Below are 24,389 nucleotides of genomic sequence, written 5' to 3'. Positions count from 1 at the left end.
TATAGCCATGGGCATCTGGATCGACACAGATATGGGGTTCGACGACATCGCGGCGATCATGGTCGCAGCGCATGCGGGCCTCGGCGTGGACGGGGTTTCGCTTGTGTTCGGCAATGCACCGATTGAACGGGTGCGCGGCAATGCGGCTGGCGCCTGTGCGGCCTTCGTCTGGCCGTTCCCGGTTCATGCGGGCCGCGCCTTTCCGGTGATGGGCAGGCTTGAGACGGCGCAGGACGTGCTGGGCGATGAAGGCATGCCAAGCGCCGGTCTGTACCTGCCGGACATGCCCGACACGATTACCGACGATGCTTTCGAGGCCCTGTGCCGGTGGCTGGAAACGAGCGACGGCGACGCGCGCCGGATCCTGGCAATGGGGCCGCTCACCAATATCGCAGCCGTTGCGCTGGCACGGCCGGATCTTGCCGCCAAGATCACCGATCTCACCTGGATGGGCGGAAGCCTGACCGCCGGCAATCACACCGCATCTGCCGAATTCAACGCCTATGCCGATCCGGAAGCGGTGGCCATCGTGCTTGCGCATCAGATCCCGCTCAGGATGGTCGATCTCGATATCTGCCGCAAGGTTCTGTGCTTTCCGGATGACGTGGCGCCGATCCGCGCTGCCGGCGGACGCAATGCGACGCTGGTGGCCGATCTTCTGGCCGGCTTCGTCGAGATCGCCACCAGCCGCGGCCGGCCGGCGATGGCGCTTTACGATGCGGTTGCCGCCTTCGCCTTCGCCTATCCGGATCACGTCACCTGGCGCGAGGCGCGCATCGACATGGAAACCGCCGGTACCGTGACGCGTGGGCGGACCGTGGTGGAGACCCGGGCGGCCAAGGTTAGCGGTTTCAACGGATCCTATGCGGCCGAGATAGACGTCGAAAAGGCGCGCGATACGATCCTTGAAACCCTCAAGGCGGAGGCAACGTGGTGATGAGCGGCGAGATGAAGACCATCGTGACTGACATCTACGGGTTTACCGATGCGGGCTTGCGCGACCGGGCCGTGATCGCTGCCCGCGGCGATGCGCCTTTCGATATCCTGATCACCGGCGGCACCCTCGTCGACATGGTGACGGGCGAACTCCGCGCGGCCGATATCGGCATTGTCGGGCCGCTGATCGCCAGCGTCCACGCGCCTGCTAGCCGCAGCGATGCCGACCGGGTGATCGATGCCGGCGGTGCCTTTGTGTCGCCGGGGCTGATCGATACGCATATGCATATCGAAAGCTCGATGGTGACGCCGGCCACCTACGCACAAACCGTGCTGCCGCGCGGCGTCACAACCGTCGTGTGGGATCCGCACGAATTCGGCAACGTCAACGGTGTCGATGGCGTGCGCTGGGCGGTCGAGGCAGTGAAGTGCCTGCCGCTGCGGTGCCTGGTTCTTGCGCCGTCCTGCGTACCGTCTGCACCGGGGCTCGAAATGGCGGGCGCCAGTTTCGAAGCTGATGCGATCGAGGAAATGCTTTACTGGCCGAAGATCGCCGGTCTGGCCGAAGTGATGAACATGCGCGGCGTGATCGATCGCGACCCGCGCATGAGCGAGATCGTCCAAGTGGCGCTGGCTGCGGAAAAGCTGGTCTGCGGCCATGCCCGCGGCCTTGCCGATGCGGATCTCAATGCCTTCATGGCATCCGGCATCACCTCCGACCACGAGCTTGTTTCGGGCGCAGACCTGATCGCCAAGCTGCGCGCCGGACTGACGGTGGAGCTGCGCGGCAGCCATGACCATCTTCTGCCGGAGTTCGTCGCAGCGCTTGGCGAACTCGGCCGTCTGCCGCAGACGCTGACGCTCTGCACCGACGACGTGTTTCCCGACGATCTCGTCGATGGCGGCGGGCTGGACGATGTGGTGCGCAGGCTGGTGCGCTACGGCATGAAGCCGGAATGGGCGCTTCAGGCCGCAACGCTGAACGCGGCCCAGCGCATCGGACGCGCCGATCTCGGCCTGATTGCCGCCGGGCGTCGTGCCGATATCGCCATCTTCGAGGATCTCACGGAATTTCGCGCCCGGCATGTGCTGGCCAGCGGTACGGAAGTTGGCTGCCGCGGAGCGATTTCGGTCGTGATCAAACCGACCGATCCGGCCCCGCTGACGGCTTCGGTCAAGCTCAAGCCTTTGCAGGCAGACGATTTCCGGGTTCGGTCGGAGGGCACGAAGGTGCGCCTTGCCACGATCGACCGGCCACGGTTTACCCGCTGGGGAAGCGCGGATGCCGATGTCGTCGATGGTTTCGTGGTGCCGCCTGAGGGTGCGACGCTGATTGCCGTGACCCACCGCCACGGCCGGGCGGACTGCCGCACCCGGGTCGGTTTCCTCACCGGCTGGGGCACATGGCGCGGCGCCTTTGCCACCACTCTTGCGCATGACAGCCATAACCTGACCGTGTTCGGCGCCGATCCAGTCGATATGGCCGTTGCCGCCAATGCGGTGATTTCCGCCGGTGGCGGCATGGCGGTGGCGATCAACGGCAAGGTGGAGGTGCTGCTGCCGCTGCCGCTCTCGGGTCTCGTTTCGGAAGCGCCGATGGAAGAGGTAGCAGACGGCTTTCGTGCCATCCGCGCCGCGATGGACGGCATCGTCGACTGGACGCCGCCCTATCTTGTGTTCAAGGCCTGCTTTGGCGCGACGCTTGCCTGCAATCCCGGTCCGCACCAGACCGACAGGGGCATCGCCGATGTCGCAACAGGCAAGGTGCTGGAAAGCCCCGTTCTCGAAATTCTCGGATAAGGGGCGTTCATGCAGCCGCACGACTTCTGGCAGGATATCCATCCGGCGGGCACGTTTTCGGGCGAGGCGCCGTTTTCAGGGTTCTTTCCCGTCAGTCTCGATGACGGGCAACAGCTGCGCCTGCCGATCCGACCGCTTTCCGACGGCAAACACGCACTCGCCTCGCTGATCATCAACCAGGCGAGTTTCGAGGTGCAGGATGCGCTGGCGGCGGATCTCGCAAAGAAACTCGAACCCTACCGCCCCGAGGTGATCGTCGGCCTGCCGACGCTTGGCCTGACGCTCGCCTCAGCCGTCGCCCGCGCGCTGGGATTGCCGCGCTACGTTCCGCTGGGGACCTCCAGGAAATTCTGGTACGACGAGGCGATGTCGGTGCCGCTATCGTCGATCACCACGCCCGACCAGGTGAAGCGCCTCTATGTCGATCCGCGCATGCTGCCTCTCACCACGGGCAAGCGCGTGGTGCTGGTGGACGACGTCATTTCCTCCGGTACCTCGATCGTCGCAGGTCTGACGTTGCTGGCGTCGCAGGGCATCGAGCCTGTCGCCATCGGGGCGGCGATGCTGCAATCGGTGCGCTGGCATGAGAGGCTCGGACCGCAATGGCGGCAGAAGGTCGTTGGGGTGTTCGGGACGCCGATGCTGGTGAAAGCGGGCGAGGGGTTGTGGGGGGTGTGACGTCTGTCGTCTGTCCAAAAAGTGTTCTCTCACGCGAAGGACTTCGCGTGGCTGGATTCCTGTGACGAGCACAGGAATGAGGGAGCGAGTGGGGACGTCTTCGCAAAATCACCGGCGCCTACTACTTGGCGCTGACTGTAACCAAAAACTCCTCATTCCTGTGCTCGTCACAGGAATCCAGCAGCATCGCGTCTGCGATGCGGGGAGCTCTTGATCGGGCTATGACTTCACGAGGCTATCGGAGCGCATTTCCGCCTTGCGAAACACTGCCGGCTGGATAGGATCGCTGTCACCCACCGCTTCTGCCAATCACCATATCGGGAATGAAATCATGCAATTGGTGTTCGACGGCCATAATGACGTGCTTTTGCGGCTCTGGCGGACCCTGAAGGCTGGTGGGGATCCGGTGGCGGAGTTTTCCGGGGGGACGACGGATGGGCATATCGATGTGCCGCGCGCCAAGGCTGGCGGGCTTGGCGGTGGGCTTTGTGCCATCTACATTCCCTCGGGCGATCTGGTTCTGTCGGATCCGGATGCGGATGGACACTACGTGACACCGCTGGCGGCGCCGCTTGACTATGCGCCGTCGCTCGATATCGCACTGGAAATGGCCTCCATCGCGCTGCGGCTCGACCGGGCCGGAGCTTGGCGGCTGTGCCGGTCCGTCGGCCAGATCCGCAAGGCGATGGCGGATGGCGTGTTTGCGGCGGTGATGCATATGGAGGGCTGCGAGGCGATCGATGCGGATCTCGTCAATCTCGACGTGTTCTATGCGGCGGGCCTGCGGTCGCTCGGTCCCGTCTGGAGCCGCCACAACATCTTTGGCCATGGCGTGCCCTTCGCGTTTCCGATGACGACCGATACGGGGCCGGGGCTGACCGAGGCGGGATTCCGGCTGGTGAAGGAATGCAACCGGCTCGGCATCGCGATCGATCTTTCGCATATCACCGAAAAGGGGTTCTGGGATGTGGCAAAAACCACCGACCAGCCGCTGATCGCCAGCCATTCCAACGCGCATGCGCTGACGCCGGTTGCCCGCAACCTGACGGACAAGCAGATGGACGCCATCAAGGAAAGTGGCGGTCTGGCCGGGCTGAACTATGCGGTGACCATGCTGCGGCCCGACGGGCGCGACGATGCGGCGACCCCGATTTCCGACATGGTGCGGCACATCAACTACATGGTGGAGCGGATGGGGATCGACTGCGTGGCGCTCGGATCGGACTTCGACGGCGCCACGATACCGCAGCAGATCAGCGATGCTGCAGGCAATCAAAATCTGGTTGCGGCCCTCAAAACCGAGGGATACGCTGACGAGGATCTCGCAAAGCTTTGCCGTGAAAACTGGTTGAGGGTTCTGGGCAAGGCCTGGCACGAATAGGCTCGAGAAACGGACTTCGAACGGATTAGAAACAAGCTTCCGCAACGTACGGAACAGGGGAAATTACATGCTTCATCTTCGCTCCCACACTCTTCGAATGCTGTCGGCAACCGCCGCGCTGTCGCTGCTTTCGTTTGCCGTGCCCTATGGTCTTTCCGGGGAGGCGATGGCCGCGACGCCGGCCGATACGCTGGTCGAGGGCTTTGCGATCGACGACATCATCACCATCGATCCGGGCGAAGCCTTCGAGCTTTCGGCGGCGGAAGTGACCGCCAACAGCTACAGCAAGCTGGTGACGCTTGATCCTTCCGATACGTCGAAGGTGATCGGCGATCTCGCCGACAGCTGGACCGTGTCCGACGATGGCATGACCTATACGTTCAAGCTGAAGCCCAACCTCAAATTCGCCTCCGGCAACCCGATCACCGCAGAAGACGTCGCTTTCTCGTTCGAGCGCGCCGTGAAGCTCGACAAGTCGCCGGCTTTCCTTCTGACCCAGTTCGGGTTGAGCGCCGACAATGTGACCGAAAAGGCGAAGGCATCCGGCGCCGACACGTTTACCTTTGTCGTCGACAAGGCCTACGCGCCGAGCTTCGTGCTCAACGTCCTGACTGCCACGGTGACCGCCGTGGTCGACAAGAAGGTGGTGATGGAGCATGCGAAATCCGTGACCCCGACTGCCGAATACAAGTTCGATACCGATTTCGGCAATGAATGGATGAAGACCGGCTATGCGGGTTCCGGCCCGTTCAAGGTTCTCGCCTGGCGCGCCAACGAGGCCGTCGTGATGGAAGCCAACCCCAACTATTACGGCGAAAAGCCGAAGCTGAAGCGGGTCATCTACCGCCATATGAAGGAGAGCTCGGGCCAGCGCCTGGCGCTGGAGAACGGCGATATCGACGTTGCCCGCAATCTCGAGCCGAACGACATGGATGCCGTGTCGAAGAAAGAGGGCATCTCGCTCACGTCTGCGCCGAAGGGCACTGTCTACTATTTCAGCCTCAACCAGAAGAACAAGAACCTCGCCAAGCCGGAAGTGGTCGAGGCGATGAAGTATCTGGTCGACTACGATGCGATCGGCGCAACGCTGATCAAGGGTATCGGCGAAATCCACCAGACCTTCCTGCCGAAGGGCCAGCTCGGCGCTCTCTCGGAAAACCCGTACAAGCTGGATGTGGCCAAGGCGAAGGAACTGCTGGCCAAGGCCGGTCTGGCTGACGGCTTTACCGTGACCATGGACGTGCGCAACACGCAGCCGGTGACTGGCATTGCCGAAAGCGTGCAGCAGACGTTGGCCGAGGCCAATATCAAGCTGGAAATCATTCCGGGCGATGGCAAGCAGACCCTGACCAAGTACCGCGCCCGTACCCACGACATCTATATCGGCCAGTGGGGTTCGGACTATTTCGATCCGAACTCGAATGCCGAGACGTTTACAGTCAATCCTGACAATGCCGATACCGGCACGACCAAGACGCTCGCATGGCGCAATGCCTGGGACGTGCCGAAGGAACTGTCTGACGCCAGCAAGGGTGCGCTTCTCGAAAAGGATGCCGCCAAGCGCGCGGCCACCTACGAGGACCTGCAGAAAAAGGTTCTGGCCACCAGCCCGTTCGTGATCGTCTTCCAGCAGACGGAAGTGGCCGGCTATTCGTCCAAGGTGAAGAATTACAAGCTCGGCCCGAGCTTCGACACCAACTTCGTTGCTCCGGTCTCAAAGGAATAGCAGATAGGGGACGATTTCCTTGACGCTTCCTGATGTAACGACTGTGACACGGCGCAACCGGCGCCGTGCTCCCTCCATTGTCAAAGGTACGCTGCGGTTTCTGATCACCGCGGCGACCACTTTTCTCGGCCTGTTGGCCGTCACCTTCTTCATCGGCCGCGTCGTGCCGATCGATCCGGCACTGGCGATCGTTGGTGACCGGGCGCCGGCGCATGTGGTGGAGCGGGTGCGCGAGCAACTGGGCCTCAACCTGCCGCTCTATCATCAGTTCTGGATCTACATAAAACAGGCGCTGACCGGTGATTTCGGCACCTCGGTGCTGACGACGAACCCTGTGATGACCGATATCGCGCGGGTGTTTCCGGCAACGATCGAGCTTGCCACGATCGGCACGCTGATCGGTGCCGTCATCGGCGTGCCGCTCGGCGTGTTGGCGGCCGTCAAGCGCGGCTCGATCGCCGACCAGATCGTGCGCATCATCGGCCTGATCGGCTATTCGGTGCCGATCTTCTGGCTGGGACTGCTGTCGCTTGTCGTGTTCTACGCGAAGCTTCGCTGGGTCGCCTATCCCGGCCGCATCGATATCGCCTACGAATACACGTTCACGTCCGTGACCGGCTTCTTTCTCGTCGATGCCATATGGCAGCGGGAGTGGGAGGTGGTGTGGGACCTGTTCCGTCACATCATCCTGCCCGGATGCCTGCTCGGCTATTTCTCGCTCGCCTATATCAGCCGCATGACGCGCTCGTTCATGCTGACCGAGCTTGCGCAGGAATACGTGGTTGCGGCGCGTGCCAAGGGCCTTTCGGAAACGCGGATCATCTGGTTCCACGCGCTGCGTAATGCGGCCGTGCCGTTGATCACCGTCATCGCGCTTTCCTATGCGGGGTTGCTTGAAGGCTCGGTTTTGACCGAAACCATCTTCTCCTGGCCGGGGCTTGGCCTCTACATCACCAACTCGCTGCAAAATGCCGACATGAACGCGGTGCTCGGGGGCACACTTGTGATCGGCATGGTGTTCGTCGCCATCAACCTGTTTTCCGATCTTCTCTATCGGACGCTCGACCCGAGGACGCGCCGATGAGTGTCGTTGAACCGTTGAAACCCTATAGCCGGGCGTGGCTTTTGTCCGACCGGCCGACCTCCCGGCATCAGGCGCGCGTCGGCCGCGCCTATGTGGTATGGCGGCAGTTTTCCGAAAACCGGCTGGCACTGCTTGGCCTGTTCATCATTCTAGGCCTGATTTTCATCGCCATCTTCGCCAACGTTCTTGCGCCGCATAACCCGGTGCAGGGCGACCTGCGCAATTCGCGGCTGCTGCCGCCGGGTTCGGCCGGCTTCCTGCTCGGCACCGACGACCAGGGCCGCGATATCCTTTCGCGGCTGCTCTACGGATCGCGGCTGACGCTGTTCGTGGTGGTGCTGGTCGCGGTCATCGCCGCGCCGGTCGGGCTGATCGTCGGCACTGTCTCCGGTTACGCCGGTGGCTGGGTGGATGCGGTCCTGATGCGGATCACCGACATCTTTCTCGCCTTTCCGAAGCTCGTTCTGGCGCTGGCGCTGGTCGCGGCATTGGGACCCGGCATCGAGAACGCGGTGCTTGCCATCGCCGTCACGTCCTGGCCGCCCTATGCGCGTATTGCCCGCGCCGAAACGATGACGTTCCGCAACTCGGAATTCATTTCGGCCGTGAAGCTGATGGGTGCTTCGCCATTCCGCATTGTGCTGCGCCATGTCATGCCGCTCTGCATGTCGTCGCTGATCGTGCGTGTCACGCTCGATATGGCAGGCATCATCCTGACCGCCGCCGGCCTCGGCTTCCTTGGTCTCGGCGCACAGCCGCCGCTGCCGGAATGGGGCGCGATGATCGCATCCGGTCGCCGTTTCATTCTCGACCAGTGGTGGGTGGCGGCCATGCCCGGTATCGCCATCCTGATCGTCAGCCTCGGCTTCAACCTTCTCGGCGATGGATTGCGCGATGCGCTGGATCCGAAGGAGGCCGGACAATGACGGAGAAAGGCCAATGATGATGGGCAATCCTTCCGTCAACATGACTGCTACCACCGAAGTGCCGCTGCTTGCGGTCGACGACCTGCGCGTGACGTTTCCGACCCGCACCGGCGAGGTAACCGCTGTGCGCGGCGTCTCGTTCACGCTCGGCAAGGAACGTCTCGGCATTGTCGGCGAATCCGGTTCCGGCAAATCGCAGACCGGTCGCGCCATCATGGGGCTGACGGCCGGCCACGCGAAGATCACCGCGAACAAGCTGGAATTTCGAGGTCGCGATTTGCTGTCGATGCCGAAATCGGAGCGGCGGCACATTCGCGGCAAGCAGATCGCGATGATCCTGCAGGACCCGAAATATTCGCTCAATCCGGTCATGACCATCGGCCGGCAGATCGTCGAAACGCTGAAGACCCATGAAAAGCTCTCGGGATCGCAGGCCAAGGACCGCGTGATTGCGATGCTCGAAGCGGTGCAGATCCGCGATCCGGGCCGCGTCTACGATCTCTATCCGCACGAGGTTTCCGGCGGCATGGGGCAGCGGGTGATGATCGCAATGATGCTGATCTGCGGGCCGGAGCTTCTGATCGCTGACGAACCGACGTCCGCGCTCGACGTGACCGTGCAGCTCGACGTTCTCGACATTCTCGACAAGCTGGTGTCCGAACGCGGCATGGGGCTAATCTTCGTGTCCCACGATCTGCGTCTGGTCTCCTCCTTCTGCGACCGGGTACTGGTGATGTATGCCGGACGGGTGGTGGAGGAACTGGCGTCTGCCGATCTTTCCAAGGCGAGCCATCCCTATACGCTCGGGCTTCTCAATTGCCTGCCGACGATAGGCTCGAACCGGCATCCGCTGCCGGTGCTCGACCGCAAGCCGGAGTGGTCGCTATGAGTGCCATCATCTCCATCAGGGACATGCTCGTCACCTATGACGATTTTGCAGCACTTGATCATGTCAGCATGGATGTGGAAGAGGGCGAAAGTTTCGGGATCGTCGGTGAATCGGGGTCTGGGAAATCGACGCTGTTGCGCGCGGTGTCTGGGCTGGCAGGGTTCGACAGCGGGACGCTGACGGTCGCGGGGAAAACCTATTCGGGGCAGAGTAGGACCAAGGAATTCTACCGCACCGTCCAGATGGTGTTCCAGGATCCTTACGGATCGCTGCATCCGCGCCAGACGGTGGACCGGCTGCTGTTGGAGCCTCTGGCGATCCATGGCTTTACCGATGTCGATGTGCGGATTGCCCGCGCGCTTGATGAGGTCGGGCTGGGGGCGGGTTTCCGGTTCCGCTATTCGCACCAGCTTTCCGGCGGCCAGCGCCAGCGGATCGCGATTGCCCGGGCACTCATCCTCGAGCCGAAGATCCTGCTGCTGGATGAGCCGACCTCGGCGCTCGATGCGTCGATCCAGGCGGAAATCCTCAATTTGCTGGAGCAGGCAAAGCGCGACCGCGGATTGACCTTTGTGATGGTCAGCCATGATCTCGGTGTGATCAGCCATATGTGCGGCCGTCTTGCGGTGATGAAGAGCGGCAAGGTCGTGGAAACCGTGCCGGCGCAGGCGCTTGAAAACCGCGAGTTCTCGGCGGATTACACCCGACAGCTGCTGGTGGCGAGCGAAGGCTTCAGCCGCGGCTAATCCTTGTGGCGGGCGGCAGAAGACTATTGTGCACCTGCGAAATGCCCGTAAGATCGCGGTTAAGAGATCAATAAGCAGGGGAACAATGCCATGAAGACGGTTGCTGGTTGGGGTGTGTTTTCGCGCCGGAGCGTGATTGCGGCGTCTGTTGCGCTTGGCCTTGCCGCCTCGATGGGAAGCGGGGCGTTTGCCGCGGCAAAGACGTCGGTCACGATCGGCATGACGATCGAACCCATTGGTCTCGATCCGACGATTGCCGCCCCTGTCGCGATCGGGCAGGTGAGCTGGCAGAATATCTTTGAGGGCCTGACGACGGTCGACAGCGCCGGCAAGGTGCAGCCGCAGCTTGCGGAAAGCTGGGAGATTTCCTCGGATGGGAAGACCTATACGTTCAAGCTGCGCCAGGGCGTGACCTTCCACAACGGCGTCGCCTTCGACTCGTCCGTTGCGAAATTTGCGATCGACCGGGCTCGCGGCGCCGACAGCGTCAATCCGCAGAAGCGCTATTTCGCCTCGATCGAGACAGTGGAGACGCCCGATGCCGCAACGCTGGTGCTGAAGCTGAAGCAGCCGGCGGGCAGCCTGCTCTACTGGCTCGGCTGGCCGGCATCTGTCATGGTCGAGCCGAAATCCGCTGCCGACAACAAGACCACGCCGGTCGGCACCGGTCCGTTCAAGTTCGTGTCCTGGCAGAAGGGCTCGAAGGTCGATCTGGCGAAGAACACTGACTACTGGAACAAGTCCGTTTCGGTGAGGCTCGAGACAGCGGTTTTCCGGTTCATCGCCGATCCGCAGGCGCAGGCAGCGGCCCTGAAGGCCGGCGATGTCGACGCGTTTCCGGAGTTCGGCGCGCCGGAACTGGTCTCCTCCTTCGAGGGCGACACGAAGCTCACGACCGTGATCGGCAATACCGAGCTCAAGGTCGTGGCTGGCATGAACAATTCGCGCAAGCCATTCGACGACAAGAAGGTTCGCCAAGCGCTGATGATGGCGGTGGATCGTGCGACCGTTGTCGAAGGTGCATGGTCGGGTTACGGCACGCCGATCGGCAGCCACTACACGCCGAACGACCGCGGCTTCAAGGACTTAACCGGCGTCTACCCCTACGACGCCGAAAAGGCGAAGGCGCTTTTGAGCGAGGCCGGATATCCGAACGGGTTCTCCTTCACCATGAAGGCGCCGCAGATGGCTTATGCGCAGCGCTCGTCGCAGATCCTGCAGGCGATGTTTGCCGAAATCGGCGTCACGATGAACATCGAGACGACCGAGTTTCCCGCAAAATGGGTATCGGACGTGCTTAAAGCCGGCGACTACGACATGACCATCGTTGCCCATGCGGAGCCGATGGACATCGATATCTACGCCCGCGACCCCTATTACTTCCACTACAAGAACCCCGCCTTCAACGAGATCCTCGCCAAGGTCGAGGCGACGGCCGATCCTGCGGAACAGGACAAGCTCTACGGCGAGGCGCAGACGATCCTGGCAGAGGACGTCCCGGCCTTGTTCCTGTTCGTGATGCCGAAGCTCGGGATCTGGGACGCGAAGCTGAAAGGGCTGTGGGAGAACGAGCCGATCCCTTCGAACGTGCTGTCCGAGGTGTATTGGCAAGAATGACGATGCGTCTCGCCGTAATCTGCGCCGGTGACGTTTCCGACAACGGGAGAGGCGTCAAGCATTGCGATGAGCGGGCCTTGCGAAAGATGGGGCTCATTCGCGGATGACTGAAATCCCCCTCTGGCCTGCCCGCCATCTCCCCCACAAGGGGGGAGAAGATATGCGGCACCCGGTGACCTCGATCGTGGGCCTTCGGTTCGGCCGGGTGATATTCCGAGGGGAAACCGCAGGAGTGATCCAGATGTGGCCGCGCACTTTTTGGGAGTGGGTTCTCGTTATCTTCGTGCTCGGAACGGCAGCTGTTTTCATTCTCGTCCCAGCCTACGCAATGATTTTCATCACCATTCATGGCTACTGATGATGATTCTATTAGCAGTAGGGGAGCAGGGACGTGCCTCAAGTGAGCAATATGCCTGGATCGAGGGAGGTGCTTCAGCAGAGGCGTCGGGAGGGTACGGCATTGGTCCTTCTCCCCGCGCGGGGAGAAACTGCCGGCGAGCGGATGAGGGGTGGGATGCAGCAGGAACGTGCGGAATGTGGATCCAAGCCACCCAGGCGGAACTCGGGGACTGTCTGCCTCGCATCTGTGAGCTCTCCCTCATTCCTGTGCACGTCACAGGAATGAGGGATCTTGGAGGGTGTGCCCCATGATCTCCATCCTTATCCGGCGCATCCTGTCGCTCGTCGTCACGCTTCTCGTCGTGTCGTTGCTGATCTTCGTCGTCATGGGTCTCTTGCCGGGGGATCCGGCGGCGATTGTGCTCGGGACGTCCGCGAGCCCGGAAACGCTGGCGGCGCTTCGAACCCAGATGGGGCTCGATCAGCCGCTGCCGGTGCGTTATCTCGCTTGGCTCTGGGGTGTTCTTCAGGGCGATCTCGGGCAGTCCTTTACCTATGGCGTGCCGGTTGCGGGGCTGATTGCGGAGCGGTTGACGGTTACGCTGCCGTTGGCGTTGATGGCGGTTCTACTCTCGGTCGGAATTGCCGTTCCTCTCGGCGTGCAGGCGGCGAAGAAGCATAATGGCATGTTCGATGCCTTCGTCGGCGCGGTGTCCTATGTCAGTATCGCGGTACCGGCCTTCTGGGTGGGGCTGCTGTCGATCATCCTGTTTTCGACGCTGCTCGGCTGGATGCCGGCGGGTGGATTTCCGGGCTGGGACGCGGGACTGCTTGCCGGGCTGCAGGCGCTGCTGCTGCCGGCGATCGCGCTGGCGCTGCCGCAGGCGGGCGTGTTGACGCGGGTTGCGCGGGCCGCGGTGCTGGACGTGATGAACGAGGATTACGTGCGCACCGCCCGTGCCAAGGGACTGGGCGAGGGGGCAGCCCTCTGGCGCCATGCGGTGCCGAATGCGCTTGTGCCCGTGGTGACGATGATCGGCATGCAGTTCACCTTCCTGATCGCCGGTGCAGTGCTGGTCGAAAACGTCTTCAACCTGCCGGGTCTGGGAAGGCTTGCCTACCAGTCGCTGGCGCAGCGTGACATCGTGGTCATGCAGGACGTCGTCCTGTTTTTCTCAGCCCTTGTCATCGTCGTCAATTTCCTCGTCGACCTTCTTTACCTGGTGATCGATCCGCGGCTGAGGGTGGGGGTGAGATGAGGCAACTTCTGCGCCGTCCCGTTCTTCTTGCCGGACTTGTCGTGACGTTGTTCCTGTTTCTGGTGGCGCTTCTGTCGCTGGTCTGGACGCCCTATCCGCCGTCGAAGATGAATATCGTCAACAAGCTGAAGCCGCCATTCGAGTTCGGCCTGCTCGGGACCGACCAGTTTGGTCGCGATGTCGCTTCTGCACTGATGGTCGGGGCGTGGAATTCGCTGTCGACGGCGCTGCTTGCGGTGGCGATCGGTGCCACGATCGGCACGGCTGTCGGCACGGTTGTGGCGATGCGGCGCGGCTGGGTCGAACAGATCGTGATGCGCGGCTGCGACATCATCTTCGCGGTTCCGCCGATCCTGTCGGCGATGATGCTCGGCGCCTTTATCGGATCCGGCCGGTTCACGGCGGTCATCGCTATTGCCACGTTCATGGTGCCCGTCTTCGCACGCCTCACGCTGGCCGCGGCCCGGCAGATCTGGACGCGCGACTATGTGGCGGCGGCTGTCGGCATGGGGCGTTCGAAGCTGAAGATCACGTTCGTCCACATCCTGCCCAATATTTCGAACCAGATCATCGTGCAGGTGACGATCCAGCTCGGTCTCGCGATCCTGACCGAGGCGGGGCTTTCCTATCTCGGGCTCGGCATGCCGCCGCCGAACCCGACCTGGGGGCGGATGCTTGCGGATTCGCAGACGTTCCTTGGGCAGGCGCCTTGGCTCGCCTTGATGCCGGGGCTGGCGATCGCGATCGCGGTGCTGGGCCTCAACATGCTCGGCGATGGTCTGCGCGACCTTCTCGATCCGCGCTCGACACCCTGATTTTAAACGACGACCTGAGTGAAAGACTTTTCATGAACGCCCTTTTGAAACTGACGATCCGGGACATTCTTTCTCTTTATGCGCAGAAGAAGCTTTCGCCGCTGGAATACTGGGAGGTGGTCGAGGCACGGGTTGCGGCGTTCGAACACCAAGTTCAGGCGCTCTACCTCTACGATCCGGAAAGCGCACGGCAACAGGCGAAAGCGTCCACCGAGCGCTGGGCGAAGGGCGAGACGCTTGGGATGCTCGACGGCATTCCGGTGACGATCAAGGAACTGATCGCCACGAAAGGGCATCCGGTGCCGCTCGGGTCCGCCGCGACGGAGCTGACGGCGGCGGCCAGCGATGCGCCCGCCGCTGCACGGCTGCGCGAGGACGGCGCGGTGATCTTCGCAAAGACCACATGTCCCGATTACGGCATGCTGTCGTCAGGGCTTTCCAGCTTTCACCCCTTAAGCCGCAATCCCTGGGACCTGACGCAGAACCCCGGCGGATCCAGCGCCGGCGCCGCGTCTGCTGCGGCTTCGAGCTTCGGACCCCTGCATATCGGCACCGATATCGGCGGTTCGATCCGGCTGCCGGCCGGCTGGACGGGGCTTTTCGGCTTCAAGCCCAGCCAGGGCCGCATTCCGGTCGATCCGTTCTTTGTCGGGCGCTGTGCCGGCCCGATGACGCGGACGGTGGAAGACAGTGCGATCGCCATGGCGACCCTGTCGCGCCCCGACTGGCGCGACGCGACATCGCTGCCGCCCAACGCCTTCGACTGGGTGGATCTCGACATCGACGTCAAGGGGATGAAGATCGGGCTTATGCTGGATGCGGGCATCGGGATCTCTCTCGACGACGAGGTCCGCGCGGCGGTGACGGCTGCGGCAAAGCGGTTCGAGGCGGCGGGGGCCGAGATCGTGGAGGTTGCGCCCGTCATGACGCGGACGATGCTGGACGGGCTCGACAGTTTCTGGCGGGCGCGGTTCTGGGGCGATATCGAGACGATGCCGGACGAGCGCAAGGCGCAGATCCTGCCCTACATCTTCGAATGGGCAAAGGGCGGGGCTTCGGTTTCCGGCGTCGAGGCGGTGCGCGGTTTCAACCAGACGAACGAGATGCGCAAGGCCTGTGCGAGACTCTTCTCCGGCGTCGATGCGGTTTTGTCGCCGACCAACCCGATCGTCTCCTATCCGGCCGACTGGGCATCGCCGACCAACGATCCTCTGAAACCGTTCGAGCATATCGGCTACACGGTGCCGTGGAACATGTCGGAGCAGCCGGCCGCCTCGATCAACTGCGGTTTCTCCCGCAGCGGAATGCCAATCGGGCTGCAGATCGTCGGGCCCCGGTTCGCAGACTTGCTCGTTCTGAAGCTGTCGCATGCGTTTGAGCAGTGGACCGGCGGCGTGACCAACTGGCCAGAGCCGAGACTTACGCCCTGATCTGCCCGTCCAGTGAAGGTCCGAGCGCAAAAATCGGCGATGGAACCTTCACGGTTTCGCCGCGTTTCATTTTGGCAGACGAATGCGTGCACTTTGCGTCTGGTGGAGTATGATGTGCGAGAGGCATCCTTTCGAACACGACCGGGCCTGATATCCCGATCTTCGCCTAGCCTCACAGTTTGCATGTCGTTTGAACCTTTCCGCAAAGCCCGCGCCTTCCGCGCGGCGCCAAGATCCGTAGAAACAGGAGATCTCCATGGCCGCAGCTACTTCCACGAATGCCGAAATTGCCCGCGCTCGCACCGCTGCCGGTGCTGCTACGACGTCTGACATCGAAGCGCAGCTGCAGCAGCTCCGCGAAGATATCTCGTCGCTTGCCAAGACCGTCGGCGCCGTCGGCAGCAGCACGGCGAGTGAAGTGAAGGGCAAGGCCCGTCGCGCCGCATCCGATGCGACCGATGCGTCCATGCAGATGGTTGAAGCTGCCCGCGAGCAGGCGATCTCGTTCGAGCGCGACCTGGAAGCGAAGATCCGCAAGGCACCGATCCAGTCGATCGCGATCGCAGCCGGCGTTGGCTTCGTCTTCGCTCTTCTGTCGCGTCGCTAAAGATGATGGGCCTTGGTCCCCTTATCGCTTCGTTTGCCGCGATGGATATCGCGGCATTTACGGAGCGGCTGAAGCGCAACATCATGCTGTATGGGCTCGCTGCACTTTTCGTGCTGACGGCCTATGTGCTGGGCGTTGCGGCACTTGCCGTTCATCTGTCGCAGTTCTGGGGCCTTCCCATAGCGCTTCTGGTGGTTGCAGGCGGCGCATTGCTGCTGGCCGTGATTTTCTACCTTTCGGTGACGCTCACGGCGAGAGCGGAAGTCAAGCGCAAGAAGCAGGCAGTTGCCGCCAATAGCGGCAAGACGCTGGCTTTGACGGCAGCACTCACAGCGGTTCCGCTTCTTCTGAAGTCGAAGCCGCTGATGTTTGCATCGATCGCGGGGGGCCTCGGCTTCCTCGCCCTGAGCGGTGGCAGGACGCGTCGTCGCTTTACAAATCCTGGAGAGTAACACCAGCCGTTACTCGTCTTTCGATCATCGAGCTGCCGGACAAATTCCGGCAGCTTTTTTTGTGTCTTGTCGGATTGTCATCAGGCTCTGGTCGACGCTCGCGCGGAGCGAATGGATCTGTGCTATGCAAAATACTGCAAACACAAGGGAGGGCAGTTGTCTGGTGCTACGCGAAACACACAAAAACGCCGCCCGTGAAGGCGGCGTCTATGAGTTTACATGTACTTCGCTGAACGTTCAGCCGCCGAAGGCGCGGGACGTGATGGCCGCGTCACCGGCATCCGGGCCATAATCGACCTCGCCGGATACGCCAAGCAGCTCCTGCAAGCGGGTACGAGCGCGCGAGACACGGCTCTTGATCGTGCCGACGGCGCAACCGCAGATCTCTGCCGCTTCCTCATAGGCAAAGCCTGCTGCGCCGACGAGAACAATCGCTTCACGCTGATCGTCCGGAAGCTTGTCGAGCGCTGCACGAAAGTCCTGCAGATCGAGGCGACCATACTGTTCGGGGTGCACGGAAAAGCGTTCGGAAAACAGGCCGTCGCTGTCTTGCACTTCGCGGCCACGCTTGCGCATCTGGCTGTAGAATTCGTTGCGCAGGATCGTGAACAGCCAGGCCCGCATGTTGGTGCCGGCCGTAAAGCTCTTCTGGTTCGCCCACGCCTTCATGATCGTGTCCTGGACAAGGTCATCGGCCTTGTCGTGACGACCGGTCAGCGAGACGGCAAAAGCGCGCAGGTTCGGCAGCGATGCCAAAAGGTCGCGCTTAAAAATGCGATCGTCGTTGTCTTCTTCCTTGCTCATTTCGCATCCACCGACTTGGCGTTGCGCTCGGCATGGTCGAGCCGTTCGAGCAGATCGAGGAAGCGATCAGGGATACCCTCCTCCTGGACTGCGTCATAAAATTCACGCAGTTTGCGAGAGATCGAGGCGTTGGGAGACACTGACCCAGGCCTTGCTTCTTGAGATTGGCTTGTTGTCATGTCATCTTTTTTTGTGTTGTCGTCACTCATCACTCAAATGGCCTGTTCGATATCGTCACCTCAAAATTCGCGGATCGAAAAAAAGTTCCACCCTTGCGGAACTTTTTTTAAGTACCCACGTTATTAGTCCGTCAATTGCCCTCATTGGGTCCCGGGGAGTATTTTTTTATGTCACTGACCTCACGCGTTGCGTCTCATCTTCCATATCTGCGCCGCTATGCGCGGGCCGTTACCGGATCGCAGACATCGGGAGACGCCTATGTCGCGGCGGTCCTCGAGGCCCTGATCGCGGACGTCTCCATCTTTCCGGAGTCGTCTAAGGATCGTGTATCGCTTTACAAACTGTTTGTCGCAATTTTTGGTTCCACTTCAATCGAGATCCGGCCGATCGACTCGCCGTTTGCTTGGGAACAGCGCGCAGCGGCTAACCTTTCGAACCTTCCGTCGCAGTCCCGTCATGCCTTCCTTCTGATTTCGGTCGAAGGCTTCACGATTGAGGAAGCGGCTGAAGTTCTCGATATCAGCGTTGGTGAAGTGAACAAGCTTCTCGACGAAGCCTCGCGCGAAATCTCCCGCCAGGTCGCGACCGATATCATGATCATCGAAGACGAGCCGCTGATCGCGCTCGACATCGAGCAGATGGTGCAGGACCTTGGTCACCGCGTCACGGGTATCGCGCGTACCCACAAGGAAGCGGTATCGCTGTTCCAGACATCGCAGCCGAAGATGGTTCTCGCCGATATCCAGCTGGCGGACGGAAGCTCTGGCATCGACGCGGTCAACGAGATCCTGAAGTCCTCCAATGTCCCTGTGATCTTCATCACGGCATTCCCGGAGCGTCTGCTGACCGGCGAGCGGCCTGAGCCTGCTTTCCTCGTCACCAAGCCTTTCAATCCGGATATGGTGAAGGCTCTGATCAGCCAGGCCTTGTTCTTCAATGACGCGGTTAAGGCTGCTGCCTGATCTATCTGCCATCGATCGATTTTAGGCAGGAACAAACCCCAAAGAGAGGCGTTCTGGGATATCGGAACGCCCCGCTTGCTTTCCCGCTATGATGCCGAGCGATGTCTTCCCTTGATTTAAAGCGTCCGTGGGATACTTACCTGCGGATATTGAAAAAGAGATTTGGCCTGGTTGGTACGTCTCGTTAGAGCTAAGGATTACCAAAGGGTTGGGTTGTTTCGACAAGGCCGACACTTTATAAGATTTTGAACTTGAATGAGTTGCGGAAGTCTATATTCAGACTTCCGTTCGCCTGGAAGTCGCAACGGAGTTTACCAAGTGACGCATCCGCTGACATGGCAGCAAGCTGGTCAGAGTGATGACAAGTTGCGTGAGTTTTTCATGCCAGCGCTGATTGATCTCGGCGCATGCATCATTATCCAGGACACCCAGCAGAATTACCTTCTCGTTGCCAACCTGCCTCAGGTCTGGTCGCTTCAAGGCGTGGATGCGCCAAGCGATGCAAGCCTGTTCGGCGACGACGTGGCTGCGAAACTCCACACGCTGAAATCGGAAATGACCGAGCTTGGCCGCAAAGGCCATATCGAGGTCACGGCGGGTTCGGACCAGGTCTTCGAATTCCGCGTCCAGGCCGTCGGCGTCGAAGGCGGGAACCTGCATCTGGTCACCACGATCAATGACCGGTCGGAAGAGCGGCATCGTGAGCGGTTGCTCCGGGCCTTGCTGCGCGAAGTCAGTCACCGCTCCAAGAACCTGCTTGCGATCATCCAGAGCATCGCGCTGCAGACGGCGCGCTATTCGGGGTCGCTCGATCTTTTCCTGCACAAGTTCCGGGGGCGGCTCTATTCGCTGTCGCAGAGTCAGGACCTGATCACCGATTCGAGTTGGCGCGGCGCCTATCTTTTCGATCTGGTTCAGCAACAGACCGAAAAGTATCTTCCCGACAACAAGCATCTCGTCCGCATGGGAGGTGACAACGTTCTGCTGACGCCCAATGCATCGCTGCATGTGGGGCTTGCACTGCACGAGCTGGTGGTCAACGCCGTCAGTCACGGCTCCGTCATGCGCAGCCGCCTGCCGATCGAAGTGGCGGCCAACCGGGTGCACGTGGATGGGCATGACGTTCTTGAGATCGTCTGGGACGAGGCGTTGATAGAAAACGACAGTGTCGACGTCAGCGAGGATGGGATGCGATCGCATTTCGGCAGCACCGTTCTCGAACGGGTGGTACCTGCGTCCGTCAACGGCAAGGCACGATATGTGATCTCCAACGATCGCATTCAGTACCGCCTGAGCTTTCCGCTCGAAGGCGCCAGCGACTGAAGGTCGGGCCTACCAATTCCTCACATGACGCGAAGGCCCGATGATCGAAGCATCGGGCTGTTCGCGAACGTGGAGCCACCGGGATAGCCCCATGCGGGGCTCGTTGCTCGGCGCAATGTTTTCACGTCACAAGGGAATAAGTCGTGCCGGCGATAGCGGCTGCCCAAAACGGAGCTGGCTCGGTTCCACTAGGGAGCCGAGCCAGTTCTTCTCTTCGAGGGGGATTGAAGAGTATGTCCGAAGGCTCTTTGTAGGGCGGGGGACGGGGGGTCGCCTTCAGACATCAGTAGAACGGGCGTCCGGGAATTAGGTTCCGGCAGATTTTCAAAAAATCGAAGAAAAAATGAGAGCGGACGACGCAACGGGAAACGGCGGCTTTCGCCGCCGTTCCGGGTCGTATCTGGAGCGTTGAAATCAGCGCTTCAGGGTTCTTGGATCGAGCGCATCGCGGATTGCATCGCCCATGTAGTTGACGCTCAGAACCGTTGCAGAAATCGCAAGGCCTGGCCATAGCACGCGTGATGGCGTCAGCTGCAGGAAGTTGGCGCCGTCAAACAGCAATCGTCCCCAGGTCGGGAAATCCGACGGGAAGCCGAGGCCGAGGAAGGACAGCGACGATTCCGTGATGATGGCCGAGGCAATGCCGAGCGTCGCAGACACCATGATCGAGGACAGGACGTTGGGCAGAATATGCCGAAGCACGATCCGGTATTCCCGCATGCCGCTCGATTTCGCCGCCAGGATGAATTCCTGGCTTTTGACCGCAAGCACATCGCCACGCACGATACGTGCCGTGTGCATCCAGCTCGTGACGCCGATGACGACCACGATCAGGATGAAGATGCCGGTCTCCGGTCCGAGGGCTGCGCGCAGCGTATCGCGGAACAGAAGCAGGATCACGAGCAGAAGCGGCAGAAGCGGCAGGGCCAGGAACAGGTCCGTCAACCGCATCAACGGCCCATCCAGCCTGCGGAAGTAGCCCGAGAGGACCCCCACCAGCGTGCCAAGGAAGAGCGCGAGCAGCATGGCGGTGATGCCGACCGCAAGCGAGATGCGGCCGCCGGCCAGAACCTGGGCCAGCATGTCCTTGCCGAGATTATCGGTTCCGAACGGATGCGCCAGCGACGGCCACTGGTTCTTCTCGCGGATGTTCAGCTGGTTGGGCGCGACCCTGTGGATATAGGGGCCGACATAGACAGCCAGAACGATGAAGGTGAAGACGATGAGGCCGGCAACGCCGCCCTTATGCGCCCGGAACTGCCGCCACATGTCAGCCATTGCGGAGCGTGTCGGGGACGACGCCCTGGCGGGTGCGGGGTTTGCGATTGTCGCGTCAGTCATACCGGATCCTCGGGTCAAGAATGCCGTAGAGAACGTCGGCGATCAGGTTGAAGAGTACGATCAGCACCGCGAAGATGAAGGTCAGTGTCTGAACGAGAGGAATATCGGCGCCCTGGACGGCGACGATCAGCAATTGGCCCAGCCCATTCACGCGGAAGATCTGCTCGGTGATGATGGCGCCGGAGAAGATGGTGGGTACGCCGAGCGCAATCACCGTCACGACCGGGATCAGGCTGTTGCGCAGCACGTGGACGAGCAGCACGACGTTTTCCTTGACGCCCTTGGCCCGGGCGGTGCGGACATAGTCCTGATGCAGGTTGTCGAGCATGGAGGCGCGCACGAAGCGGGTGATCTGGGACGCATTGTAGAGCGCCAGAACCGCGACCGGCATTGCCATCTGCTTTGCCTGCGCGACGAAGGTGGCAAAGCTCGTGACCTGCAGATTGGTGTCGTAGACCGACGGGAACCACTGCAGGTAGGACGAGAAGATGACGATCAGGAGCACGCCGGTGAAGAAGGTCGGCACCGAATAGCCGACCATCGAGACGAAGGTGCCGACCTGGTCGAAGATCGAATACTGCTTGTAGGCGGAGATGACGCCGATCGGAACGGCGATCAGAATGCCGAACAGATAGGCGAGGCCGACGACCCACAGCGTCTGCGGCAGGCGCTGGACGATGAGATCAACGACAGGGCTGCGGGTAGCCCAGGAGAGGACACGCATGCGCTGACCATCGCCGAACTGCCAGCCTGTGAGGCGTTCGAGAATATTCAGCGGCTCGTTGATGAAGAACTGCTGCAGCCAGTAGAGATAGCGCAGGAAGAAGGGCTCATTCATGCCGAGTGAGGCGCGAATCTGTTCGCGGACTTCCGGCGGGATCGTCAGCGGCAGGTCGCCGGTCGGATCGTTTGGTGCCAGATCGAGCAACGCGAAAATGACGAAGCTGATGACCAGCAGCGTCGGTATTGCGAAGAACAATCGTCGCAACGTGTATGTGAACATGTACGAATTACTCCAGACGACGCCGGATCATGCCGCATAATGCGGTGATAGGGCGCGAAGTCCTGATGTGCCGCATCAGATTTTCCCGGGCCGATGAGCCCCGGGAAGATCATGCCATACGAAGCGTGAGACAGAGCGCCGGCAACCGCTGAGGGCTGCCGGCTGTCTCCTTACTTCTTGCGCGACCAGTCTGCGATGTTCCACACCTGGCTGTCCCAAGAGTTCATCTTGATGCCGTCGAGCGTGAGCGCGAAGGACGACTGGTCACCGCGGTGGACGAGCGCGATATGTGCGCCTTCCTCGGTCAGCATGTCGTTGAGCTGCTTGGCGATTGCTGCGCGCTTATCGAGATCTGCGGTTCTGGACAGTTCGCTGACCAGCTTGTCGTAGTCAGGGTTGCAGTAGCGCGGGATGTTCTGCCCCTGCCAGCCGTTTGCCGGACCGGGGATCTTGTCGCACAGCCATTCCGCCATGTACTTTTCAGGATCGGTGCCATCGAAGTTGTTGGTGTACATTTCAACGTCGGCATAGAACTTCTGGAACGTGTCCGGGCTTGCCGGGTCGCCACCGAAGAAGACGGAGGCAGACGCGTTGCGGAGTTCCGCATCAACGCCGATTTCCGCCCACATCGCCTTGACCAGTTCCTGGGTCGCCTGGCGAACCGAGTTGGTCGAGGTGGAGTAAAGGTAGGAAAGGCGTACGCCATCCTTGGCGCGGATGCCATCGGAACCCTTCTTCCAGCCGGCATCTTCGAGCAGCTTGTTGGCGCCCTCGATATCCTGCTTCAGGCACCAGCTGTCGTTCTTGGTGGAAGCAACGACTTCCGGAGCGGGCAGGATGTTGCAGGTGGCCCTGCCGGACTGGCCGTAGCCGGCCTCGACGATGATGTCGCGGTCGATGGCAAGCGACAGTGCACGGCGAACGGCCGGATCCTTGAGCGACGGATGCGGGCCGGCTTCCTTGGTGGAGCGCTTGGCGCCCAGCGAAGGATCTGCATTGAAGTGGTTGAGGTTGATACGCTCGACCTGGGTGCCGAACGAAATTTCAAGACGGCCCTTGCCGGCAGCGAGCATGGTCTGCAGCACTTCAGGCTCGACCTGGGCATTCCAGGCGTAATCGTATTCGCCGGTTTCAAGCACGGCGCGGGCAGCAGACGCAGCGTCGCCACCGCCCTTCAGCGTGATCGAGGCGAAGGCTGGCTTTGCCGGATCGCGGTAGTTCGGGTTGGCCTTGAAGGTGATGACGTCGTTCGGCTTGAAATCGGCGACCATGAAGGCGCCGGTGCCGATCGGACCGAAGTTGGCGGCCGTGCAGCCGGGAGCCTTGGCGCCGACGCAATCCTTGAACTGCTTGGCCTGGATGACCGGCGACTGGGCGCCCACAAAAGCCGAATAGGGGTAGGGCTTGGGCTCGGTAAAGGTGATCTTGACGGTGTTCGGGTCGATCGCCTCGACGTTCTTGACGCCTTCGTACTGAGCCGCCTGGGCGCAGCCGCCATCCGGCGCCGTGCAGTATTTCCAGGTGAAGATCACGTCTTCAGCGGTAAACGCCGTGCCGTCGGACCATTTGACGCCCGGCTTGATCTTCCAGGTCATGCTGAGAAGGTCTTTTGCCACGCCGCCGTTTTCGACGGTCGGGATCTCGGTCACCAGCCACGGAACCAGTTCACCCTTCTCGTCGTAGCGGGCAAGGGGCTCAATCACGATCGAGGACGCATAGACTTCCTTCGTTCCGGCGGAAAGATACGGATTCAGCGTGGAAACCGCCTGCCAGAACAGGGCCTTCAGGTCTCCGTCAGTGCCGCGCTCGGCGTGGGCTGCGGTGCCACCCAGGGCGAGCACGGCCACCGTGCCGACCAATAGGTGCTTCAACTTCTTCATGCTGCTATTCCCCTTGATGTTGATTTGTCTCGATTTTAGTGCCCGGATCGCCCGTTTGCCGGTGTCGATGCCGTCGAGCTGCATGGCGCCCTGTCTTCCCTGGCGCGTCGCAGATTAGAATTCCCGCATCCTCCTGAAAAGTAGGTCGTATATTACATTTGATACCCGCAATATGCTGAGGTGATCAAAATTTGAGCCATCTAAGCATAGG

22 protein-coding genes are annotated in these 24,389 nt (G+C 61.3%); 17 read left to right on the top strand and 5 right to left on the bottom strand.

What is annotated here, in order from left to right; translation table 11 throughout:
* The first annotated feature begins 7 nt into the window (after positions 1–7).
* The 15 genes from ACQY1K_RS14395 to ACQY1K_RS14325 all read left to right on the top strand — a co-directional run bounded on the left by ACQY1K_RS14395 (position 8) and on the right by ACQY1K_RS14325 (position 16,685).
* Complete coding sequence (locus tag ACQY1K_RS14395) at positions 8–937, top strand: nucleoside hydrolase (RefSeq protein ID WP_430257670.1); 930 nt, start codon at positions 8–10, stop codon at positions 935–937.
* Positions 937–2,736 carry an adenine deaminase gene (locus ACQY1K_RS14390; RefSeq protein WP_430257669.1) on the top strand — a complete coding sequence of 600 codons (1,800 nt, stop codon included), beginning with the start codon at positions 937–939 and terminating at the stop codon, positions 2,734–2,736. The genes ACQY1K_RS14395 and ACQY1K_RS14390 overlap by 1 nt, the downstream gene beginning before the upstream one ends.
* Before the next feature lie 9 nt (positions 2,737–2,745).
* Positions 2,746–3,414, top strand: a complete 669-nt coding sequence (locus ACQY1K_RS14385) for a phosphoribosyltransferase (RefSeq protein WP_430257668.1) — start codon at positions 2,746–2,748, stop codon at positions 3,412–3,414.
* Positions 3,415–3,745: 331 nt separating this feature from the next.
* Positions 3,746–4,795 (top strand): dipeptidase, encoded by a 1,050-nt coding sequence (locus ACQY1K_RS14380; protein ID WP_430257667.1) that lies wholly within the window; start codon positions 3,746–3,748, stop codon positions 4,793–4,795.
* Positions 4,796–4,862: 67 nt separating this feature from the next.
* On the top strand, positions 4,863–6,521 hold the full coding sequence (locus ACQY1K_RS14375; RefSeq protein WP_430257666.1) for an ABC transporter substrate-binding protein: 1,659 nt from the start codon (positions 4,863–4,865) through the stop codon (positions 6,519–6,521).
* A gap of 43 nt (positions 6,522–6,564) precedes the next feature.
* Positions 6,565–7,605 carry an ABC transporter permease gene (locus tag ACQY1K_RS14370; RefSeq protein ID WP_430259030.1) on the top strand — a complete coding sequence of 347 codons (1,041 nt, stop codon included), beginning with the start codon at positions 6,565–6,567 and terminating at the stop codon, positions 7,603–7,605.
* On the top strand, positions 7,602–8,531 hold the full coding sequence (locus ACQY1K_RS14365; RefSeq protein WP_062582012.1) for an ABC transporter permease: 930 nt from the start codon (positions 7,602–7,604) through the stop codon (positions 8,529–8,531). The genes ACQY1K_RS14370 and ACQY1K_RS14365 overlap by 4 nt, the downstream gene beginning before the upstream one ends.
* Positions 8,532–8,550: 19 nt before the next feature.
* Positions 8,551–9,420, top strand: a complete 870-nt coding sequence (locus ACQY1K_RS14360; RefSeq protein WP_430259028.1) for an ABC transporter ATP-binding protein — start codon at positions 8,551–8,553, stop codon at positions 9,418–9,420.
* Positions 9,417–10,166 (top strand): ABC transporter ATP-binding protein, encoded by a 750-nt coding sequence (locus ACQY1K_RS14355; RefSeq protein ID WP_325263304.1) that lies wholly within the window; start codon positions 9,417–9,419, stop codon positions 10,164–10,166. Before ACQY1K_RS14360 ends, ACQY1K_RS14355 begins: the two co-directional genes overlap by 4 nt.
* 90 nt (positions 10,167–10,256) lie before the next feature.
* Complete coding sequence (locus ACQY1K_RS14350; protein WP_430257665.1) at positions 10,257–11,783, top strand: ABC transporter substrate-binding protein; 1,527 nt, start codon at positions 10,257–10,259, stop codon at positions 11,781–11,783.
* A gap of 647 nt (positions 11,784–12,430) precedes the next feature.
* Positions 12,431–13,381, top strand: coding sequence for an ABC transporter permease (locus ACQY1K_RS14345; protein ID WP_430257664.1), 951 nt, complete (start codon positions 12,431–12,433; stop codon positions 13,379–13,381).
* On the top strand, positions 13,378–14,196 hold the full coding sequence (locus ACQY1K_RS14340; RefSeq protein ID WP_430257663.1) for an ABC transporter permease: 819 nt from the start codon (positions 13,378–13,380) through the stop codon (positions 14,194–14,196). Before ACQY1K_RS14345 ends, ACQY1K_RS14340 begins: the two co-directional genes overlap by 4 nt.
* A 32-nt stretch (positions 14,197–14,228) precedes the next feature.
* Complete coding sequence (locus tag ACQY1K_RS14335) at positions 14,229–15,626, top strand: amidase (RefSeq protein ID WP_430257662.1); 1,398 nt, start codon at positions 14,229–14,231, stop codon at positions 15,624–15,626.
* A 256-nt stretch (positions 15,627–15,882) separates the two neighbouring features.
* A complete protein-coding gene (locus tag ACQY1K_RS14330; RefSeq protein ID WP_062461311.1) occupies positions 15,883–16,233 on the top strand; it encodes a DUF883 family protein in 351 nt (116 codons plus the stop codon).
* Positions 16,234–16,235: 2 nt separating this feature from the next.
* Positions 16,236–16,685 carry a hypothetical protein gene (locus ACQY1K_RS14325; protein ID WP_062461309.1) on the top strand — a complete coding sequence of 150 codons (450 nt, stop codon included), beginning with the start codon at positions 16,236–16,238 and terminating at the stop codon, positions 16,683–16,685.
* A gap of 237 nt (positions 16,686–16,922) precedes the next feature.
* Here the strand turns inward: ACQY1K_RS14325 and ACQY1K_RS14320 are convergent, their stop codons facing one another.
* Together ACQY1K_RS14320 and ACQY1K_RS14315 are read right to left on the bottom strand one after the other, a co-directional pair.
* Positions 16,923–17,489, bottom strand: coding sequence for an RNA polymerase sigma factor (locus ACQY1K_RS14320; RefSeq protein WP_062461307.1), 567 nt, complete (start codon positions 17,487–17,489; stop codon positions 16,923–16,925).
* Positions 17,486–17,668 carry a NepR family anti-sigma factor gene (locus tag ACQY1K_RS14315; RefSeq protein ID WP_062461941.1) on the bottom strand — a complete coding sequence of 61 codons (183 nt, stop codon included), beginning with the start codon at positions 17,666–17,668 and terminating at the stop codon, positions 17,486–17,488. Before ACQY1K_RS14315 ends, ACQY1K_RS14320 begins: the two co-directional genes overlap by 4 nt.
* Before the next feature lie 168 nt (positions 17,669–17,836).
* Between ACQY1K_RS14315 and ACQY1K_RS14310 the strand changes: the two genes are divergently transcribed.
* On the top strand, positions 17,837–18,631 hold the full coding sequence (locus tag ACQY1K_RS14310) for a response regulator (RefSeq protein ID WP_062461304.1): 795 nt from the start codon (positions 17,837–17,839) through the stop codon (positions 18,629–18,631).
* 381 nt (positions 18,632–19,012) lie between these two features.
* On the top strand, positions 19,013–19,954 hold the full coding sequence (locus ACQY1K_RS14305; protein ID WP_244474087.1) for an HWE histidine kinase domain-containing protein: 942 nt from the start codon (positions 19,013–19,015) through the stop codon (positions 19,952–19,954).
* A gap of 414 nt (positions 19,955–20,368) precedes the next feature.
* Here ACQY1K_RS14305 and ACQY1K_RS14300 read toward each other — a convergent pair whose 3' ends face one another.
* The 3 genes from ACQY1K_RS14300 to ACQY1K_RS14290 all read right to left on the bottom strand — a co-directional run bounded on the left by ACQY1K_RS14300 (position 20,369) and on the right by ACQY1K_RS14290 (position 24,178).
* Positions 20,369–21,295, bottom strand: coding sequence for an ABC transporter permease (locus ACQY1K_RS14300; RefSeq protein ID WP_430257661.1), 927 nt, complete (start codon positions 21,293–21,295; stop codon positions 20,369–20,371).
* Positions 21,288–22,298 carry an ABC transporter permease gene (locus ACQY1K_RS14295; RefSeq protein WP_430257660.1) on the bottom strand — a complete coding sequence of 337 codons (1,011 nt, stop codon included), beginning with the start codon at positions 22,296–22,298 and terminating at the stop codon, positions 21,288–21,290. The genes ACQY1K_RS14300 and ACQY1K_RS14295 overlap by 8 nt, the downstream gene beginning before the upstream one ends.
* A 170-nt stretch (positions 22,299–22,468) precedes the next feature.
* Positions 22,469–24,178, bottom strand: coding sequence for a peptide ABC transporter substrate-binding protein (locus tag ACQY1K_RS14290; protein ID WP_092660974.1), 1,710 nt, complete (start codon positions 24,176–24,178; stop codon positions 22,469–22,471).
* Between the last annotated feature and the right edge of the window lie 211 nt (positions 24,179–24,389).

The sequence above is a fragment of the Neorhizobium sp. IRS_2294 genome (genome assembly GCF_050500145.1).
GTDB lineage: Bacteria > Pseudomonadota > Alphaproteobacteria > Rhizobiales > Rhizobiaceae > Neorhizobium > Neorhizobium soli.
Note: the sequence above shows the minus strand (reverse complement) of the source record. Positions and strands in the feature narration are given on the sequence as shown.

Coding starts and splice junctions, on each gene's coding strand:
- ACQY1K_RS14290 (WP_092660974.1), bottom strand. CDS start 24,178: ATGAAGAAGTTGAAGCACCTATTGGTCGGCACGGTGGCCGTGCTCGCC.
- ACQY1K_RS14335 (WP_430257662.1), top strand. CDS start 14,229: ATGAACGCCCTTTTGAAACTGACGATCCGGGACATTCTTTCTCTTTAT.
- ACQY1K_RS14355 (WP_325263304.1), top strand. CDS start 9,417: ATGAGTGCCATCATCTCCATCAGGGACATGCTCGTCACCTATGACGAT.
- ACQY1K_RS14325 (WP_062461309.1), top strand. CDS start 16,236: ATGATGGGCCTTGGTCCCCTTATCGCTTCGTTTGCCGCGATGGATATC.
- ACQY1K_RS14350 (WP_430257665.1), top strand. CDS start 10,257: ATGAAGACGGTTGCTGGTTGGGGTGTGTTTTCGCGCCGGAGCGTGATT.
- ACQY1K_RS14295 (WP_430257660.1), bottom strand. CDS start 22,298: ATGTTCACATACACGTTGCGACGATTGTTCTTCGCAATACCGACGCTG.
- ACQY1K_RS14310 (WP_062461304.1), top strand. CDS start 17,837: ATGTCACTGACCTCACGCGTTGCGTCTCATCTTCCATATCTGCGCCGC.
- ACQY1K_RS14365 (WP_062582012.1), top strand. CDS start 7,602: ATGAGTGTCGTTGAACCGTTGAAACCCTATAGCCGGGCGTGGCTTTTG.
- ACQY1K_RS14330 (WP_062461311.1), top strand. CDS start 15,883: ATGGCCGCAGCTACTTCCACGAATGCCGAAATTGCCCGCGCTCGCACC.
- ACQY1K_RS14305 (WP_244474087.1), top strand. CDS start 19,013: ATGCCAGCGCTGATTGATCTCGGCGCATGCATCATTATCCAGGACACC.
- ACQY1K_RS14360 (WP_430259028.1), top strand. CDS start 8,551: ATGGGCAATCCTTCCGTCAACATGACTGCTACCACCGAAGTGCCGCTG.
- ACQY1K_RS14315 (WP_062461941.1), bottom strand. CDS start 17,668: ATGACAACAAGCCAATCTCAAGAAGCAAGGCCTGGGTCAGTGTCTCCC.
- ACQY1K_RS14300 (WP_430257661.1), bottom strand. CDS start 21,295: ATGACTGACGCGACAATCGCAAACCCCGCACCCGCCAGGGCGTCGTCC.
- ACQY1K_RS14320 (WP_062461307.1), bottom strand. CDS start 17,489: ATGAGCAAGGAAGAAGACAACGACGATCGCATTTTTAAGCGCGACCTT.
- ACQY1K_RS14385 (WP_430257668.1), top strand. CDS start 2,746: ATGCAGCCGCACGACTTCTGGCAGGATATCCATCCGGCGGGCACGTTT.
- ACQY1K_RS14390 (WP_430257669.1), top strand. CDS start 937: ATGAGCGGCGAGATGAAGACCATCGTGACTGACATCTACGGGTTTACC.
- ACQY1K_RS14340 (WP_430257663.1), top strand. CDS start 13,378: ATGAGGCAACTTCTGCGCCGTCCCGTTCTTCTTGCCGGACTTGTCGTG.
- ACQY1K_RS14375 (WP_430257666.1), top strand. CDS start 4,863: ATGCTTCATCTTCGCTCCCACACTCTTCGAATGCTGTCGGCAACCGCC.
- ACQY1K_RS14380 (WP_430257667.1), top strand. CDS start 3,746: ATGCAATTGGTGTTCGACGGCCATAATGACGTGCTTTTGCGGCTCTGG.
- ACQY1K_RS14395 (WP_430257670.1), top strand. CDS start 8: ATGGGCATCTGGATCGACACAGATATGGGGTTCGACGACATCGCGGCG.
- ACQY1K_RS14345 (WP_430257664.1), top strand. CDS start 12,431: ATGATCTCCATCCTTATCCGGCGCATCCTGTCGCTCGTCGTCACGCTT.